The organism is Desulfosporosinus fructosivorans (assembly GCF_004766045.1).
Lineage (GTDB): Bacteria > Bacillota > Desulfitobacteriia > Desulfitobacteriales > Desulfitobacteriaceae > Desulfosporosinus > Desulfosporosinus fructosivorans.
In genome coordinates this window covers 359,571-375,249 of the sequence record NZ_SPQQ01000003.1, presented here as the reverse complement: position 1 = coordinate 375,249, position 15,679 = coordinate 359,571, and the positions used below count along the sequence as shown (strand labels likewise).

14 protein-coding genes are annotated in these 15,679 nt (G+C 43.7%); 6 read left to right on the top strand and 8 right to left on the bottom strand.

Translation table 11 applies throughout. From position 1 onward, the window contains the following. The first annotated feature begins 309 nt into the window (after window positions 1-309). From E4K67_RS09905 to E4K67_RS09880, 6 genes are all read left to right on the top strand, one after another. The gene (locus tag E4K67_RS09905) at window positions 310-1,323 is read left to right on the top strand and encodes an ABC transporter substrate-binding protein (RefSeq protein WP_135546245.1); all 1,014 of its coding nucleotides are present in this window, start codon (window positions 310-312) and stop codon (window positions 1,321-1,323) included. Window positions 1,324-1,342: 19 nt separating this feature from the next. After that, on the top strand, window positions 1,343-2,203 hold the full coding sequence (locus E4K67_RS09900) for an ABC transporter permease (RefSeq protein ID WP_135546244.1): 861 nt from the start codon (window positions 1,343-1,345) through the stop codon (window positions 2,201-2,203). Continuing rightward, a complete protein-coding gene (locus E4K67_RS09895; RefSeq protein ID WP_135546243.1) occupies window positions 2,188-2,934 on the top strand; it encodes an ABC transporter ATP-binding protein in 747 nt (248 codons plus the stop codon). Before E4K67_RS09900 ends, E4K67_RS09895 begins: the two co-directional genes overlap by 16 nt. A 238-nt stretch (window positions 2,935-3,172) precedes the next feature. After that, the gene (locus tag E4K67_RS09890) at window positions 3,173-3,562 is read left to right on the top strand and encodes a GntR family transcriptional regulator (protein ID WP_135546242.1); all 390 of its coding nucleotides are present in this window, start codon (window positions 3,173-3,175) and stop codon (window positions 3,560-3,562) included. Further along, a complete protein-coding gene (locus E4K67_RS09885) occupies window positions 3,555-4,250 on the top strand; it encodes an ABC transporter ATP-binding protein (protein WP_135546241.1) in 696 nt (231 codons plus the stop codon). The genes E4K67_RS09890 and E4K67_RS09885 overlap by 8 nt, the downstream gene beginning before the upstream one ends. Beyond that, window positions 4,247-4,999, top strand: coding sequence for a hypothetical protein (locus E4K67_RS09880; RefSeq protein ID WP_135546240.1), 753 nt, complete (start codon window positions 4,247-4,249; stop codon window positions 4,997-4,999). The genes E4K67_RS09885 and E4K67_RS09880 overlap by 4 nt, the downstream gene beginning before the upstream one ends. A gap of 94 nt (window positions 5,000-5,093) precedes the next feature. On the opposite strand, the gene E4K67_RS09875 is transcribed toward E4K67_RS09880, so the two are convergent. The 8 genes from E4K67_RS09875 to fabG (E4K67_RS09840) all read right to left on the bottom strand — a co-directional run bounded on the left by E4K67_RS09875 (window position 5,094) and on the right by fabG (E4K67_RS09840) (window position 15,673). After that, window positions 5,094-6,680: a methyl-accepting chemotaxis protein gene (locus E4K67_RS09875; RefSeq protein WP_243454427.1), complete on the bottom strand. Its 1,587-nt coding sequence runs from the start codon at window positions 6,678-6,680 to the stop codon at window positions 5,094-5,096. A 501-nt stretch (window positions 6,681-7,181) separates the two neighbouring features. Beyond that, window positions 7,182-7,817, bottom strand: a complete 636-nt coding sequence (locus E4K67_RS09870) for an acetate uptake transporter (protein WP_243454404.1) — start codon at window positions 7,815-7,817, stop codon at window positions 7,182-7,184. A gap of 240 nt (window positions 7,818-8,057) precedes the next feature. Then, a complete protein-coding gene (locus E4K67_RS09865) occupies window positions 8,058-9,248 on the bottom strand; it encodes an acetyl-CoA C-acetyltransferase (protein WP_135546238.1) in 1,191 nt (396 codons plus the stop codon). Between the two features lie 126 nt (window positions 9,249-9,374). Further along, window positions 9,375-10,772, bottom strand: coding sequence for a GntP family permease (locus tag E4K67_RS09860; RefSeq protein ID WP_135546237.1), 1,398 nt, complete (start codon window positions 10,770-10,772; stop codon window positions 9,375-9,377). Between the two features lie 27 nt (window positions 10,773-10,799). Next, the gene (gene fabG, locus E4K67_RS09855) at window positions 10,800-11,546 is read right to left on the bottom strand and encodes a 3-oxoacyl-ACP reductase FabG (RefSeq protein WP_135546236.1); all 747 of its coding nucleotides are present in this window, start codon (window positions 11,544-11,546) and stop codon (window positions 10,800-10,802) included. Then, window positions 11,543-13,123, bottom strand: coding sequence for an acyl CoA:acetate/3-ketoacid CoA transferase (locus E4K67_RS09850; protein ID WP_135546235.1), 1,581 nt, complete (start codon window positions 13,121-13,123; stop codon window positions 11,543-11,545). Before E4K67_RS09850 ends, fabG (E4K67_RS09855) begins: the two co-directional genes overlap by 4 nt. A gap of 321 nt (window positions 13,124-13,444) precedes the next feature. After that, window positions 13,445-14,842, bottom strand: a complete 1,398-nt coding sequence (locus E4K67_RS09845; protein ID WP_135546234.1) for a GntP family permease — start codon at window positions 14,840-14,842, stop codon at window positions 13,445-13,447. A gap of 66 nt (window positions 14,843-14,908) precedes the next feature. Continuing rightward, window positions 14,909-15,673, bottom strand: a complete 765-nt coding sequence (gene fabG, locus E4K67_RS09840; RefSeq protein WP_243454403.1) for a 3-oxoacyl-ACP reductase FabG — start codon at window positions 15,671-15,673, stop codon at window positions 14,909-14,911. Window positions 15,674-15,679 lie beyond the last annotated feature (6 nt).

Below are 15,679 nucleotides of genomic sequence, written 5' to 3'. Positions count from 1 at the left end.
CCATTTCGAGTGTTTAGCATATGAGCAATGCCAAGGGTTATAGGTCCTTTTTACCTTAGGAATTCAAAAAATGACCTATTTCAATAGATGTGCACTGTAGTTTACACTTTTATGCTAAAAGCGCGTATCCTTCTTTATTGTCCTAGTTTCCGGTGTATGTAAACTAATGGATACATGTAGCGATTGGTTTACATACATGAATAGCCAAGTTTTATAACGGAGTGGTTCACATGAATTAGTTTTATGATAGACTATATTTATGAAAATACAGTCTAAGATTAATGCCAAAACAAAGGATTGTGATGATTAATGTTTCGCCCAAAGGTACTCTCTATTTTTTGCTTAAACGCCTTTATCCTTCTTGGAGCAATTTTTCTTGCAGGGTGTGCCCCAACTCAAAAAGCAGATACTCAAGCCCCAGCTGACAAACCCAAAATAATTAACGCCTCATATGTCTCTCGCCCCATTAACGTCCCTTCCATAGTCGCCCAGGAGAGAAAGCTGTTTGAAAATGAATTTTCTAAAGACGGCATCGAATTCAAATGGCATAATATTACTGCCCCGAGTAATCAACTGGAAGCCCTCGCGGCCAAATCACTCGATTTTTCCAATAGTCTAAACTATGTTTCAGCTATTTTAGCAAAAGCGAATGGAAATGAAATCAAGATCGTTTCCTCCTATTCCCGCTTTCCCAAAGGAATAAGTCTGGTAGTTAAACCTGATGGGGCCCTAAAAACAGTTGCTGACCTCAAAGGGAAAAAAATTGCTTTGCAAAAGGGAACCATGTTGCACGAGATGTTAATACGTGCTTTATCCGAAGTAAATCTGACGACTCAAGACCTTGAACTAGTGGATATGGATTCGACCACTGCAACCGCCGCTATTGCAGCAGGGCATATAGACGCCACTATTCTCCCCGAACCTCTACTTTCTCAAGCAATTGCCTCCGGTAGGGTTCAGAAATTACGTTCAGCAGAAGGCTTGATCCCGGGCTTAACTGTCATTGCCGTCCGAAGCGATTTTGCCAAGACTCAGCCCGAGCTAGTGAGACGTTACCTACAAGTCCATAAGGCTTCGATTGATTGGAGCCAAGCTAACCTAGAAGAAGCCTTGGGGATGACCGCAAAACAAAATCAAATGGATATCAAAGGCGTGAAGTCCCTCTTTCCTGTATTTACCTTCGAGATGAATCTGAATCAGGTTAAAAACGATTTACTTAACTCGGCGACCTTCTTACAAAAAGAGGGTATGATCCACCCCAACGTAGACCTAGCTAAGCTCGTAGACGAGCTAGTCGATCCCAGTTACCTTCCCACAGAGTAATTTTTATGGAGGATTTTATATGAAGGCTTCCGCCCATTACAAGAGACACGAAACATTAACTTTGACGGGAGCAATTAGTCAACCTGCTCTAGTACGGTCTTTCAAGAAACTGTTACAGGGATTAGTTCTCCCCGTTTTGATTATCATTCTTTGGGAAATCCTTAGTGGTTTGGGCTGGTTGAATATCTATCTCATTCCTCCGCCCTCACAGATTTTAGACCGTCTTTTGATCATAACGGGGAATGGTGAACTCATGAAACATATAGGAGCCAGCCTGTACCGCGTGGTTTGCGGGTTTAGCCTAGCTCTATCTATCGCTCTTCCGTTAGGTTTCTTACTGGGCCTAGTGCCAGCTGTTCGAGGCTTTCTAGCGCCCATTCTAAGTTTTTTTCAACAAATACCAGGTATCGCCTGGATTCCTATGTTCATCCTCTGGTTGGGGATCGATGAAGCCTCCAAAATTGCCATCATTGTTTATTCCGCCTTTTTCCCCATCTTCCTCAATACTCTGCACGGTATTGCCAGCACAGATCCAAAGCTGAAAGAAGTAGCATACACCTACGGCCTTTCTCGCTGGGGGATGATGACCCGGGTCTATCTCCCCTCGGCTGCTCCCTCCGTCTTTGTAGGTATGAGACTAGGTCTGAGCTATTGTTGGCGTTCCCTTGTGGCAGCCGAACTACTCGGTGCTTCTAAGGGTATTGGCTATTTAATTCAGGAGGGCCGTGAAATGGCTCAGCCTGATTTAATGCTCGTGGGAGTCTTGGTAATTGGCCTAACTGGTCTCACCCTTGATTTTATGTTTAGCCAACTCGAAAAGAAATTTTTACCTTGGCAAGAAAAAGTTGATCATGAGGTGCCGACATGGCAAATTTCTTAGAAATCCAAGGAATCACAAAGCATTTCAACCTAAGCAACGGACAGGTTGAGGCTCTTGAGGATATTCACTTTGATGTTACTAAAGGCGAGTTAATTTGCCTAATCGGCACCAGCGGCTGCGGAAAGACAACCCTACTCAGAATCATTGCCGGTTTAGAAAGACAGACGTCTGGACGAATACTGCTTGAAGGTATAGCAATTGGGGCTACTGGACGAGAACGTGGGATGATCTTTCAAGAAGCCCGCCTTTTTCCTTGGTTGACACTGGAAGATAATATTGGATTTGGGATTAAGGGACGAGTTGACAAAAAACTTTTACGAACAATCGTCCGAGGGCTGCTAGAAATGGTCGGATTAAGTGATTTTGCTAAAGCGACGCCTAACCAACTATCCGGTGGCATGGCCCAAAGGGCGGCTATCGCTCGTGCTCTGGCAGCGGACCCCCAAGTTTTGTTACTGGATGAACCATTTGCTGCTCTTGACGTCCAAACGCGGACGAAGTTACAAACCGATCTTTTAAAAATATGGCAGTCTACCCGTAAAACCTGCATCCATGTCACCCATGATATTGATGAAGCCTTAATTCTTGGGCAAAGGATTATTGTCATGCACCCTTCACCTGGCCGAATTCATGAAATCATCTCAGTACCGTTTCCTTATCCCCGTTGCTCGGATGAACCTGATTTCATCGCTCTGAAAAAGAAACTAAGAGACTTATTTATCTCCGTTTAGTGGGTCTAGACCGACTGAAAACCCCCGAACAAGAGCCAACGTTTATTGGCTCTTGTTCCTTTTTTTCTCCTCTGGCCTCTAGCCTCTCCGCCTCTTTCATCCTCCGCTTCCTCCTCCGCTTCAATCCCGCCTTTAAGCATTACTTAATTAGCAAAATTCCCTCCGCCCTATTGAACCATGTGTATCAAGTGATATAATACACTTAATATTAGGAAATCTACTCAAAGGAGGAGCGTTCGTGGAAATCATCCAAGTCGGTGATTTTAAGTTCTCATTGGATTTGTCCAAACCATTGTACGAGCAAGTCCTTCAGCATATACGCCAGGCCATTGCCAGAGGAGATGTCCAGTTGGGAACAAAGTTACCCTCCGTGCGCGATCTTGCGCTACAATTAAAACTCAACCCCAACACAGTTATGCGCGCCTATCAAGAACTTGATCGTGACCACCTAACAGAAACTCGCCGGGGACAGGGAACTTTTATTACGACTGATTCTAAAACTGTCAAACACGTGAAAAAGGCACTGGCCAGTGAGGCAGTAATATCCTTTGTCTTGTCGATGGAAAAACTGGGGATTGACCGCTCTAGCGCAGAGTCCCTTCTTAAGGAGGTTACTTGGCATGAGTAATGCTATTGAAATCAAATATCTAAACAAATTCTACGGTTCCAAGGTTGCCCTAGACGACTTATACGTTACCTTTCCAGAAGGGCAAATCACAGGGCTTCTAGGCCCCAACGGTGCTGGGAAATCGACACTTTTCAAAGCGATCATCGGGCTCGTCAAACCTCAATGCGGGAACATTTTGGTTTTTGGTCAACACCCCCACTGGAAGTTAAACGCGGAGATTGCCTACCTCCCTGATCGTGCCAAATGGTACAAAGCCCATACTATTAAACAAGCCTTAACCTATGCTTTCAATGTTTTGCCAGGCTTTGACCTACCACGCGCTCTCGAACTGGCCGATCAGATGCAACTTGAGCTTGATGATCAGGTATCAACCTTGTCCAAAGGTCAGGAAGCCCGCTTACATATCATTCTCTGCTTAGCACGAAAGGTTAAACTCGTACTCCTTGATGAACCCTTTTCCGGGATCGACCTATTGTCTCGAGAACAGATTATCCAGTCCATCATCGAATCTATGCTGGATCAACCGCAAACTATACTGATCAGCACCCATGAAATCCACGAGGCAGAGGGCTTGTTTGATCATGTCGTATTTCTCAACAGAGGGCAGCTTGTTTTAGAAGGAAATACGGATATCCTTCGTCAAGAAAAAGGATCTATAGAATCCATCTATAGGGGGTTATTTCGATGAAGGTCTTTTGGGCTTTGGTGAGAAATGATTCAAAACTCGAAAAAGACGATCAACGAACCTTTTTAAATCAGGTTTTTTCAATTTTTACAATCATCTTGGTATCTGCTGGATTGTCTTGGACCGCTGAATTTATCAACCTGGGTTTTATTGTGTGGTGCTTGCTAATTCTAACTCCTTTTGGAAACGCCATCTACCTACTCAATAAAGAATGGCAAGAGGGGAGCACCGGGTGGTGGCTAACGCTTCCTTATTCTAAAAGCGTACTGCTTAGTGCCAAATGCATCGCCAGCTTCTGGCGCGTTTTAAAGATATATGGAATCCTCTTTGCCACAACACTAATAATGCCGTTTGTTTATAACTCGTTTCAGCCTGCTTTTCTCCGCGCTCAACAACCACAATTTCTTGACTTGCTTCAGGCTTGTGCCAAGGATCTAAGTTGGTTGCTTATTATCAGCCCCTTCTCGATTACTTTAGGTGCTCTTATTGTGATTATTTCAAGATCCCATTGGGCACATGCATCATCCTTATCCTGGACTGGGGTCGGGTTTGGCATACTAATTAATTTGTATGTGGCTAAGGCTTTTGCTATTTCTCCATTGAATAATCTTTCTAATCGCAATCTTGAACAAGGCTATTTCTTAAGCGTGAACGAAAGTTATTTCTTCACACCCTTACTCATCTCTCTCACAGTCTCAGCGCTTATGTTTATTTTTTCAGTGTACCTGCTTAATCGACATGTTGAGGTATAGGTTGAGCTGACTATGGAGCATGTCCAAACATAAAAGTGCTCACACCTCTAATTATGTAGAGTTGTGAGCATTTAGAAAATGTTTCTGTTTTGTACTAGAACTTAAACTTTGTAATTTCCTCTTGTAACTTTTCTGAACTATCCTTCGATTTTTTGGTTAGTTCTAAAATACCATTCGATTTCAACGTTATATCTGTGGTCTTTTGCGCAATATCGGTGGTTGCCCCAGCTCCTTGGTAAGCTGCCTTAGAAACTTCATCAATCGTCATGAAAACCTGCTGCATGGAAGCTGAAATTTCTTCTGAAGCAGAACTAAACTCTGCAACAAGGTCATCAACAAACTTAGCATCTTCACTGTACTTATCTGCAACGTCAAGCATCGTATTATAATCAGCGCTTACATCCGCGGACATAAATTGGAGCAATTTATTTGAACTGTTTGAAAGAGCATTAACCGACCCAATAACCTTAACTGTAATATCTTGAATTTTAATGACAGTGTCTTTAGACTGCTCCGCTAGCTTTTTGATTTCTTCGGACACGACTGAAAAGCCTCTTCCGGCTTCTCCCGCTCTCGCTGCCTCAATAGCCGCATTTAAGGCAAGCAGGTTTGTTTGGTCCGTTATCTGCATGATGGATTCCGATAAAACGCTAATTTGGTTCACTACTTTTGAATTTTCAATGGCAATTTCAAGTTCGTCTTTTGTTCCTAAGAAAATCTCCAGAGCCTTTTTTTGAGCTTCATTAACCGTTTGTTTTGTGTCAACGGCTCTTTTACTAATCTTAAGAACTTCTATTGCACCATTTTGGGCGCTTTTCGCCAATGATTCAACGGTTTTTTCGATTTCTTGTGCTGTAGCTGTCATTTCCTGGGCCGATGCTGCTGTTTCTTCCATTCCCGCAGACAACTCTTGTGTGCTTGCGGATACATCTTCCAAACTCGAATTTAAACCGTCAACATTTTTTGCAACACTATCAACGGCATCTTCTATATTCAATGCTTCATTTCGCACGTTTCTGATCATCGTTTTAATGTTATCTACAGTACTGTTCAGGCCCTCTGCAATTTCATTAATCTCATCCTTTGACGTCACCTGGCAAGTGTTTGTTAAATCTCCAGCTGAGATTTCCCGTAAAGAAGTTTGGATTTTATCAATATTTTTAGAGATACCTCTAACCAGTACCACAGACAGAATAATCCCAATTATTATTGCGACTAGCGAAAACATAGCTATGGATACAATAATTTTAGTTACTTGAGCATCCATACTCTCTTTTTCAACTCCAACAAAAAAAGCGCCTATTACTTTACCCGCAGGGTCCTTAATAGGTATGTACTTAGTCTGGTAAAGTATATCTGTTACAGTTGCTTCCCCCTCAAAATTTCTCCCTTGTTTTAGAACGACATCTGCAACCTCCACAGACATTTTGCTACCTGTCGCTCGTTTCTCATTGGCCATAACGTTCGTAGCAATTCGTGTATCATTTAAAAATATCGTGCTAATCGAACCTGTATCATTTTTTATAGCATCAACCAATTCAATATCATCATTTAATAATTTCTGACCTTTGAAGAGTTTATCTTCATTGACTTGCCAATCGCCCGGATATTTTTCTTCCAAAAGTCTTAATCCAATATTAGCACTGCTTTGAATTTGTTTTTCAGTATTATTACCGACCATTTCATTCACGCTGTAATATACGTCCAACAATATAGCTACGGCCAAAAACAGTAGCAATGAACTAATCGTTAAGATAATTTTACCCTTGAATTTGAGACTAATTCCCTTCATAAGTCAATACTCCTTCAAATTCTATTCAATCATGAAAACTCCTACTACTACCTTGTATGATTAATCGCCTAGCCACCTATCTCAAAAAGAACACTTCGTGGCTTCGGTAGGAACATACCCCTACTAAGCAGAGTACGGGTGCCACTCCCACTTAAGTTTAACCAGAGTCTACTTTGTCTTAATAGCTTCGACAATATATGTCAAATTCCTCCTATATATTATATTTATCGAAATAATCTTCCGATTTACGGTATAATTTGATCATTCATCAACACTGAAGTATAAAAGTGAGTGATTCCTCTTTTACTATATCGGAATTTAAATGGAAAAACTCCAAGGCTTTATGCCCTGGAGTTTTTATCGTATATTAAGAGTTTGTCTGATTGCTTATCATTTGTTTTTGATCTTGGCTACTCCTCGCGGTCCGGTTGGCAAAAGTGCCCGTCCATATAGTGGATTAAGAATACCAGCTGCCGAGGTATACCAAGCGCAAGACGCGGTAATTAATCCGAATAAGCCTCCTGGAACACTAGATATAAGACCATACTCTGCAAAAACCAAGAGTATAAATGTAATTTCCAAACTAGAAAACACTGCGACCAAAGCATTACTGATTCTAAATGTTGCAATCCACATGTAGGAATTGAAGATTGTGAAGGCAATCAGATACAAGCCTATGGCTTCATGCCCAAAAGCACCAAAATCAAGAATATTGAGAGTCTCTAAAAGGACCGTCGTAGCCAATCCAATCCAAAACGCCCCATAGGTTGTGAAGGCTGTTGCGCCAAACGTATTGTTCTTTTTGAATTCCCACATACCGGCAAGAACTTGGCACATTCCACCGTAGAACAGGCCCAAGGGAACAAACAACGTACTGAACTCTTTGGACACAAGATGAGCATTAGACATACTAAGAATGAACGTTGTCAGGGCAAAAGCTGCCAACCCAAGAGGGCCCGGGTCAGCAATTGAGCTTTCGCGAATCTCCATAACCTCTGCCAATTTAGATACTCTCCTTTTATCCATTTTTTTGACCTCCACTATTATAAGCGGGGGTTGGACTTTTCGCAAACTTCAGGATGGGCAGAGTCTCCTTCGCCAGTATGTGTTACTTTTGGGAAACGTGGCTTGGGCGGAAGTCTCTCCTCGCGGTAAAGCGCTCCTTTGGAATCATGGCTTCGACGATACTCCCATAGGAGACTTCGTACTGGAGACTTTCGCACTAGATACTAGCCGTATCTGAAGACTTGAAATTGAGATAATATTCTACGAGTTCAGTGATCGTTCGACAACCATTGCAGTACCTTGTCCTCCACCAATACAGAGTGTAGCAAGACCTCGCTTGACATCTCTGCGCTTCATTTCGTACAAGAGGGTCACCAGCACTCTTGTACCACTAGCGCCAATCGGATGTCCCAGCGCAATCGCACCGCCATTAACATTGGTTTTGTCTGTATTAAGTTGAAGCTCTCGAGCGACAGCAATAGTTTGAGCTGCAAATGCTTCATTGGCTTCTACAAGATCGATATCCAGAATGGTAAGTCCGGATTTGGACAGGGCTTTGTGGCTTGCTGGAATCGGACCAGTCCCCATAATTTTAGGATCCACCCCAGCGGAAGCAAACGACACTATTGAAGCCAGCGGCTGCAATCCTAATTCGAGGGCCTTTTCCTTTGACATAACGACCACAGCAGCTGCTCCGTCATTGATACCCGAAGCATTCCCAGCGGTCACTGTCCCATCCTTTTTAAAGGCAGTACGCAGTTTTGTCAAAGAATCTATAGTCGTGCCATGCTTGGGATATTCGTCTTTATTGAAAACTACTGGCTCCCCCTTGCGCTGCGGAATAAGGACAGGAACAATTTCCTCCTCAAAAACACCTGCCTTAATAGCGGCTTCTGCCCGATTTTGACTCAGGACCGAATAAGCATCTTGTTCTTCACGGGAAATTCCAAACTGTTCAGCGATGTTCTCTGCTGTATTACCCATGTGAATCTCATCAAACGCATCCATTAATCCATCTTGAAGAATGGTATCAATCATCGTGCCATTTCCCAATCGATAACCCGTTCGGGCCTTTTCCAAAACATATGGTGCCATCGACATACTTTCCATTCCACCAGCTACGATGATCTCTGCATCTCCCGTCATAATGGCTTGAGCTGCACTCTCGACTGATTTAAGCCCAGATCCACAAAGTTTATTCAGAGTCCATGAGGGCACTTCCTGGGGAATACCAGCTTTTATTGCCGCCTGTCGCGCAGGGTTTTGTCCTAAACCCGCTTGCAAGACATTTCCCATAATCACTTCATCCACCTGTTCGGGCGCTATGCCTGCACGTCTCATAGCCTCTTTAATAACCAGTGCCCCTAACTCAACCGCAGGAATTTGTCCTAAAGCTCCTCCAAAGGATCCGATCGGCGTACGAACTGCACTTACTATAACTATCTCTTTCATGTCAACAACCTCCTGTATTTTTAAAAATAATGACCAAGATCCAAAGTTCTACTGACACTCTGGACCTTGGTGGTTATTGTACCGATCAACGTACATTGGCATTAATTAAGAGCGTATTCCTTAAACTCAGATGAAACCTATGATGCTTTGGAGGAAAATAAGGATAAATACTGTTAGAACTGGTATAAGCAGGGACGTAACAAAAATGTCCTTATATGAGTCCTTATGAGTGAGGCCAACGATCCCCAACAACGTGATAACTGCGCCATTGTGAGGCATCGTATCCATCCCGCCTGAGGCTACGCTGGCAACTCTGTGCAGGAGTTCGGGACTTATATTTACCCTAGTAGCCCATTCTAGATATTGTTTTCCAAACGTATCTAGGGCAATACTCATGCCTCCAGAGGCGGAGCCTGTAATTCCTGCGAGAACGGTAACTGTAGCAGCTTCGGAAGGAAGCGGACTGCCGCTTTGCCCAATCCCCAATAAGAAATTAGCAATCGATTTAAAACCTGGTAGAGTTTTGATAACATTGCCATAGCCAACTTCGGAAGCAGTATTCATTACCGCTAGCAAGGAGCCGATTGCTCCAGCATTAATCGCTTTGGCAAGATTCCCTTTCATCGTTTTAGGGTTGATCAGGACTGCAAGCGTTATCCCTACAACGAGAGCAATCATTAAGGCCCAGTTATTCATGGTTCCAACAATCCCAGCGTTGGGAATATTATATGGTGGTTGACTTACCCAACCAGCAATAGCCCAAGCTGGAAAAACAAACTTCTGAAGAATCAGCGTAACTAATAAAACAGAAAGCAAGGGCAGTAAAGATAGAGAGAAACTCGGTAATTTTTTGCCTTGTACATGTTCGGGTTCCTGCAGAGTATGCTGACCATATCCTTCCCCTTTAGCCTGTGCTTTCCGTTTACGATATTCTAACCAGAACATACCACCTCCAAAAATCATAAGAGCGGCTAGCGTTCCAAACACCGGGGCAGCAAACAAATCCGTATTGAAGAACTTCATTGGAATAGTGTTTTGGATTTGTGGAGTACCTGGTATTGCTGTCATGGTAAATGTAAAAGCACCTAAAGCAATCGTTCCAGGTAGAAGTCTTTTCGGGATATCAGCTTCTCTAAACAAAGAAGCTCCAAAGGGATAAACCGCAAAGGCGACCACAAAGAGGCTAACTCCTCCATACGTCAGAATGGCTGCAGATAAGACAACCGCCAAAATAGCCTGCTTGGGTCCAAGTTTGTTCACAATTGCTTTAGCGATCGACTCGGCTGCTCCGGATTCTTCCATTACTTTACCGAAAACGGCACCTAGCAGGAAGAATGGAAAATAGACCTTAACATAATTCGCCATATTCGGGAGAAATACTTCTGTATAGGTTGGCATTAAAGCCATGCCTGACAGAACCGCTGCCAACAGTGCAAAGACTGGCGCAAAAAAGATGACTGAAAAACCACGGTAAGCCATGTACATTAGCAATGCTAAACTTAGAATAATTCCAAGAACCGCCAATTAAATGCACCTCCAATTTCAATTATTTTATATGAAACTTCCGCCATTAATATCTAGCACCGCACCTGTAATGTATGCTGAGGAGTCTGCGGCCAAAAATAGAGCTGCGTCCGCCACTTCTTCTGGTTCAGCAAAACGCCCAACTGGAATCGTTGCAATCAGAGTCTTTAACTGCTCTTCAGGGTATTTATTCATCATGTCCGTGTTAATATATCCTGGTGCCAAGGCATTACACGTAATTCCCTTTGTCGCATTTTCAACTGCAGTCACCTTTGTTAAACCAATCAACCCTGACTTTGAGGTTGCGTAATAGCCTGTCCCAAAGATTCCTATGCGGGCTGTCAGGGAGGAGAGATTCACAATTCGTCCATATCCCTGCACGCGCATTGACGGAAGCACCGCTTTTGTGCAGATAAATGGTCCAGTCAGATTAACCGCCATGACAGCTTCCCAGTTGGCTAGATTGCCTTTATGAAGTAACCCGTCCCGATTAATCCCGGCGTTATTGACGAGAATATCAACCCTTCCGAATCGCTCAATAACCTTTTCTACCATGCTGTTTACTTCGTCTTCTTGGCTGACATCAGCGAGGAAAAGCTCAGCCTCAACCCCTAGTTTGCGGAGCTCCTCCACAGTTTCCAACGCCTTGACCTCATTAAACGAAATATCATTGACCGCGATCTTAGCTCCTTCACGGGCAAAGGTAAGCGCAATGGCCTTACCAATTCCTTGACCACTTCCTGTAATTAAAGCAACTCTATTGTGTATTTTCATTTTGCTGCACACCTTTCATTAAGTTCCTCGTCGATTTTCATGAGTTCAGGATAAAATAGTTTCGAGTCCATTGTTTTTAACGATTCCGAGATAACGGGTTTGAACGCCATCAGATCTAAAATGTCCTTTTGAAGATCAACTCCCGGGGCAATCTCCTCAAGCACAAGACCCTGGTCTCCAAGTCTAAATACAGCTCTCTCCGTAACGAACAACACCGTTTGCTCTTTCTTGCGCGCATAATTACCACAGAACGTGATATGCTCGACGTTTTGGATCAGCTTGAAAATTTTCCCCTCTTGAAGAATGATGAGCTTTCCGTCCTTAACCTCTACCTTTAATCCGTTAGCTGTAAAGGTCCCACAAAAGATAACTTTTTTTGCTGTTTGCGAGATATTGATAAACCCGCCTGCCCCGGCAATGCGCGTCCCGAACCTGCTTACATTAACATTTCCTGCTTCGTCCAACTGGGCCATTCCCAGAATCGCGATATCAAGGCCTCCACCATCATAAAAATCAAACTGATACGGCTGATCTACAATACAGTCCGGATTGAAACTTGCTCCAAAACTTGCTCCTCCAGCTGGGACTCCTCCAATCGGACCGGATTCCACGGTCAGAACGAATTGTTCTAGAACCCCTTCTTCCGCCGCAACTGACGCCACCCCTTCAGGAACACCGATTCCTAGATTTACAATCGCTTCCTTATTGACTTCCATGAAAGCCCTACGGGCAATGATCTTTCGTTCATCAAGTGGAATTGCTCTGAGCTCGGTTAAGGGAAGTCGTATTTCACCACTGTAGGAGGGATTATATTGCTCACCAAACGTCTGCATATGAAATTCAGGCCGACTGGCGATCACCACCGCATCCACTAAAATACCAGGTATTTTAACATCTCTGGCTTTGATACTTCCTGCTTGAACAACACGTTCCACCTGAACGATTACGATACCCCCACTGTTTTTAACCGCTTGGGCAATGGAGAGGCCTTCAAGTGTGAGGGCTTCTCGTTCAAATGAGATATTTCCAAATTCATCCGCTGACGTTCCTCTTATGAAGGCTACGTCAATTGGGAAGGAATGATAGAGGAGATACTCCTTCCCTCTAAAACTCGTGAGTTCCACCAAATCCTCTTGGGTAATCTGATTGAGCTTTCCTCCACCATGGCGGGGGTCAACGAAGGTCTCTAGGCCAATATGAGTTAGAGTCCCGGGCTTACCTGCAGCAATATCTCGGAAGAGATGGGTAATCACCCCTTGGGGGAAATTGTAGGCTTCAATTTTATTTTCAACAGCCATCTTCCCTAATTTTGGTGCGAGGTTCCAGTGTCCACCTACGACACGCTTGATCAGACCCTCATGCGCTAAATGGTTCATGCCACGATCTTTGGCATCCCCCTGTCCTGCAGCATACACCAAGGATAAACTCCTAGGTGTACCCGTCTCAACAAATCTTTTTTCCAAAGCCGTCGTCAATTCTTCCGGGTGTCCAATGCTGACAAAGCCATCAATGGCGACCATACTTCCGTCTTTAATCAACGCGATCGCTTCATCTGCCGTTAAGACTGCTTTCTTCATCTATTTCCCTCCTTTACTCATCCTTTAGTGCATCTTGCAGAAAAGTCGAAATTTGCGCATAACTTACATATAAGCAAGATCCATGCCAACCACCAAGGAAAGCCTATAGAGCCTGCGATCTCTGGTTTTTCCACAATAAATTAAAATAAAACAACAAGCCCCGTGTAGCATTTCAACTACATGAAGCTTGTTGTTTTTGACAAATACTCTTAAATTACGCATTATTCAGCACTGTGATGCGTTTTCACTACACGTATCTATAGCGCTACACTCTTTAATTATTACGCATCCGGCGTTCAATCTAGAGGGACTTCCTTGATTTTAGTTGAAACCGATGATGCTTTGGAGGAAAATGAGGGTAAAGACCGTTACAACTGGTATTACTAGGGACGTCACAAAAATGTCCTTATAAGAATCCTTATGAGTGAGGCCAACGATACCCAACAACGTGATAACTGCACCATTATGGGGCATCGTATCCATCCCACCTGAGGCTACGCTCGCAACTCTGTGTAAGAGTTCGGGATTTATATTGACCCTAGTAGCCCATTCTAAATATTGTTTCCCGAAGGTATCTAGAGCAATACTCATACCACCAGAGGCAGAGCCTGTAATTCCAGCCAGGACAGTAACTGTAGCTGCTTCGGAGGGAAGCGGACTGCCGCTTTGGCCAATCCCCAGTAAGAAATTTGCAATCGTTTTAAATCCTGGTAGAGTTTTGATAACATTGCCATAGCCTACTTCGGAAGCAGTATTCATTACCGCTAGCAAGGAGCCGATTGCTCCAGCATTGATCGCCTTAGCGAGATTCCCTTTCATGGTCTTAGGATTGATAAGGACTGCAATCGTTATCCCTACTACTAGCGCAATGATTAAGGCCCAGTTATTCATGGTTCCGACAACTCCAGCTTTGGCAATATTGTACGGTGGTTGACTTACCCAACCAGCAATATCCCAAGCTGGAAAGACAAACTTTTGCAGGATTAGGGTAACTACTAAGACAGAAAGCAAGGGCAATAAAGCTAGATAAGGATTCGGCAGATTTTTACCTTCAACTTGTTCAGGTTCCTGCAGAGTATGTTGACCATATCCTTCCCCTTTGGCTTGTGCTTGCCGCTTACGATATTCCAACCAGTACATACCACCTCCAAAAATCATCAAGGCGGCTAGCGTACCAAACACTGGTGCAGCATACAAATCCGTATTGAAAAACTTCATGGGAATCGCGTTTTGAATCTGTGGGGTACCAGGTATTGCTGTCATTGTAAAAGTAAAAGCACCTAAAGCGATCGTTCCTGGTAGAAGTCGTTTCGGGATATCGGCCTCTCTAAACAAGGAAGCTCCAAAGGGATAAACAGCAAAGGCGACCACAAAGAGGCTAACTCCTCCATACGTCAGAATGGCTGCAGATAAGACAACCGCCAAAATAGCCTGCTTAGGTCCAAGTTTGTTCACAATTGCTTTAGCGATCGACTCGGCTGCTCCACATTCTTCCATCACTTTACCAAAAACGGCACCTAGCAGGAAGAATGGAAAATAGACCTTAAGATAATTGGCCATATTCGGGAGAAATACTTCCGTATAAGTTGGCATTAAAGCCATGCCAGAGAATACCGCTGCCAATAACGCAAAGACTGGCGCAAAAAAGATGACTGAAAAACCACGGTAAGCCATGTACATCAGCAATACTAAACTCAAGATAATTCCAAGAACCGCCAATTAAATGCACCTCCAATTTAATTAAGTTAGCTTCACTTCCACTCCGTCCGTCTCTCACCTCCTATTTTAGATATAGAGTCCACCATTAATATCCAGCACCGCCCCCGTGATATAGGAGGAGGAATCTGCGGCTAAGAAAAGGGCAGCGTCCGCAACTTCTTTCGGTTCAGCAAAACGTCCGACTGGGATTTTAGAGATCAGCACTTTTAATTGATCTTCAGGATATTTGTTCATCATATCGGTATTGATATAGCCTGGCGCCAAGGCATTACAGGTAATTCCCTTAGTCACATTTTCAACAGCCGTGACTTTTGTTAAGCCAATCAACCCAGCCTTTGAGGTTGCGTAGTAGCCAGTTCCAAAGATTCCTATGCGGGCTGTCAGCGAAGAAAGATTGACAATTCGTCCGTATCCTTGCTCGCGCATAGACGGAAGCACTGCCTTCGTGCAGATAAACGGACCCTTCAGATTGACCGCCATAACAGCCTCCCATTTGGCTAGATTCCCTTTATGAAGTAATCCATCCCGGTTAATCCCGGCGTTATTGACGAGGATATCAACCCTTCCGAATCGCTCAATAACCTTAACCACCATGTTGTTTACTGCGTCTTCTTGGCTTACATCCGCGAGAAAAAGTTCAGCCTCCACACCAAGTTTTCGGAGTTCCTCCACTGTTTCCAATGCTTTAACCTCATTAATCGAAATATCATTGACTGCGATCTTTGCTCCTTCAAGGGCGAAGGTAAGCGCGATAGCCTTACCAATCCCTTGACCGCCTCCTGTGATTAAAGCAACTCTATCGATTATTTTCATTTCATGCACTTCTTTCATCCGATT

What these genes read in the sequence shown, in the direction of transcription:
- fabG (WP_135546236.1), bottom strand. Translation starts at nt 11,546, where the DNA reads ATGAAAATACACAATAGAGTTGCTTTAATTACAGGAAGTGGTCAAGGA.
- E4K67_RS09905 (WP_135546245.1), top strand. Translation starts at nt 310, where the DNA reads ATGTTTCGCCCAAAGGTACTCTCTATTTTTTGCTTAAACGCCTTTATC.
- E4K67_RS09900 (WP_135546244.1), top strand. Translation starts at nt 1,343, where the DNA reads ATGAAGGCTTCCGCCCATTACAAGAGACACGAAACATTAACTTTGACG.
- E4K67_RS09850 (WP_135546235.1), bottom strand. Translation starts at nt 13,123, where the DNA reads ATGAAGAAAGCAGTCTTAACGGCAGATGAAGCGATCGCGTTGATTAAA.
- E4K67_RS09865 (WP_135546238.1), bottom strand. Translation starts at nt 9,248, where the DNA reads ATGAAAGAGATAGTTATAGTAAGTGCAGTTCGTACGCCGATCGGATCC.
- E4K67_RS09880 (WP_135546240.1), top strand. Translation starts at nt 4,247, where the DNA reads ATGAAGGTCTTTTGGGCTTTGGTGAGAAATGATTCAAAACTCGAAAAA.
- E4K67_RS09875 (WP_243454427.1), bottom strand. Translation starts at nt 6,680, where the DNA reads ATGGTCGGTAATAATACTGAAAAACAAATTCAAAGCAGTGCTAATATT.
- E4K67_RS09870 (WP_243454404.1), bottom strand. Translation starts at nt 7,817, where the DNA reads ATGGATAAAAGGAGAGTATCTAAATTGGCAGAGGTTATGGAGATTCGC.
- E4K67_RS09895 (WP_135546243.1), top strand. Translation starts at nt 2,188, where the DNA reads ATGGCAAATTTCTTAGAAATCCAAGGAATCACAAAGCATTTCAACCTA.
- E4K67_RS09885 (WP_135546241.1), top strand. Translation starts at nt 3,555, where the DNA reads ATGAGTAATGCTATTGAAATCAAATATCTAAACAAATTCTACGGTTCC.
- fabG (WP_243454403.1), bottom strand. Translation starts at nt 15,673, where the DNA reads ATGAAAGAAGTGCATGAAATGAAAATAATCGATAGAGTTGCTTTAATC.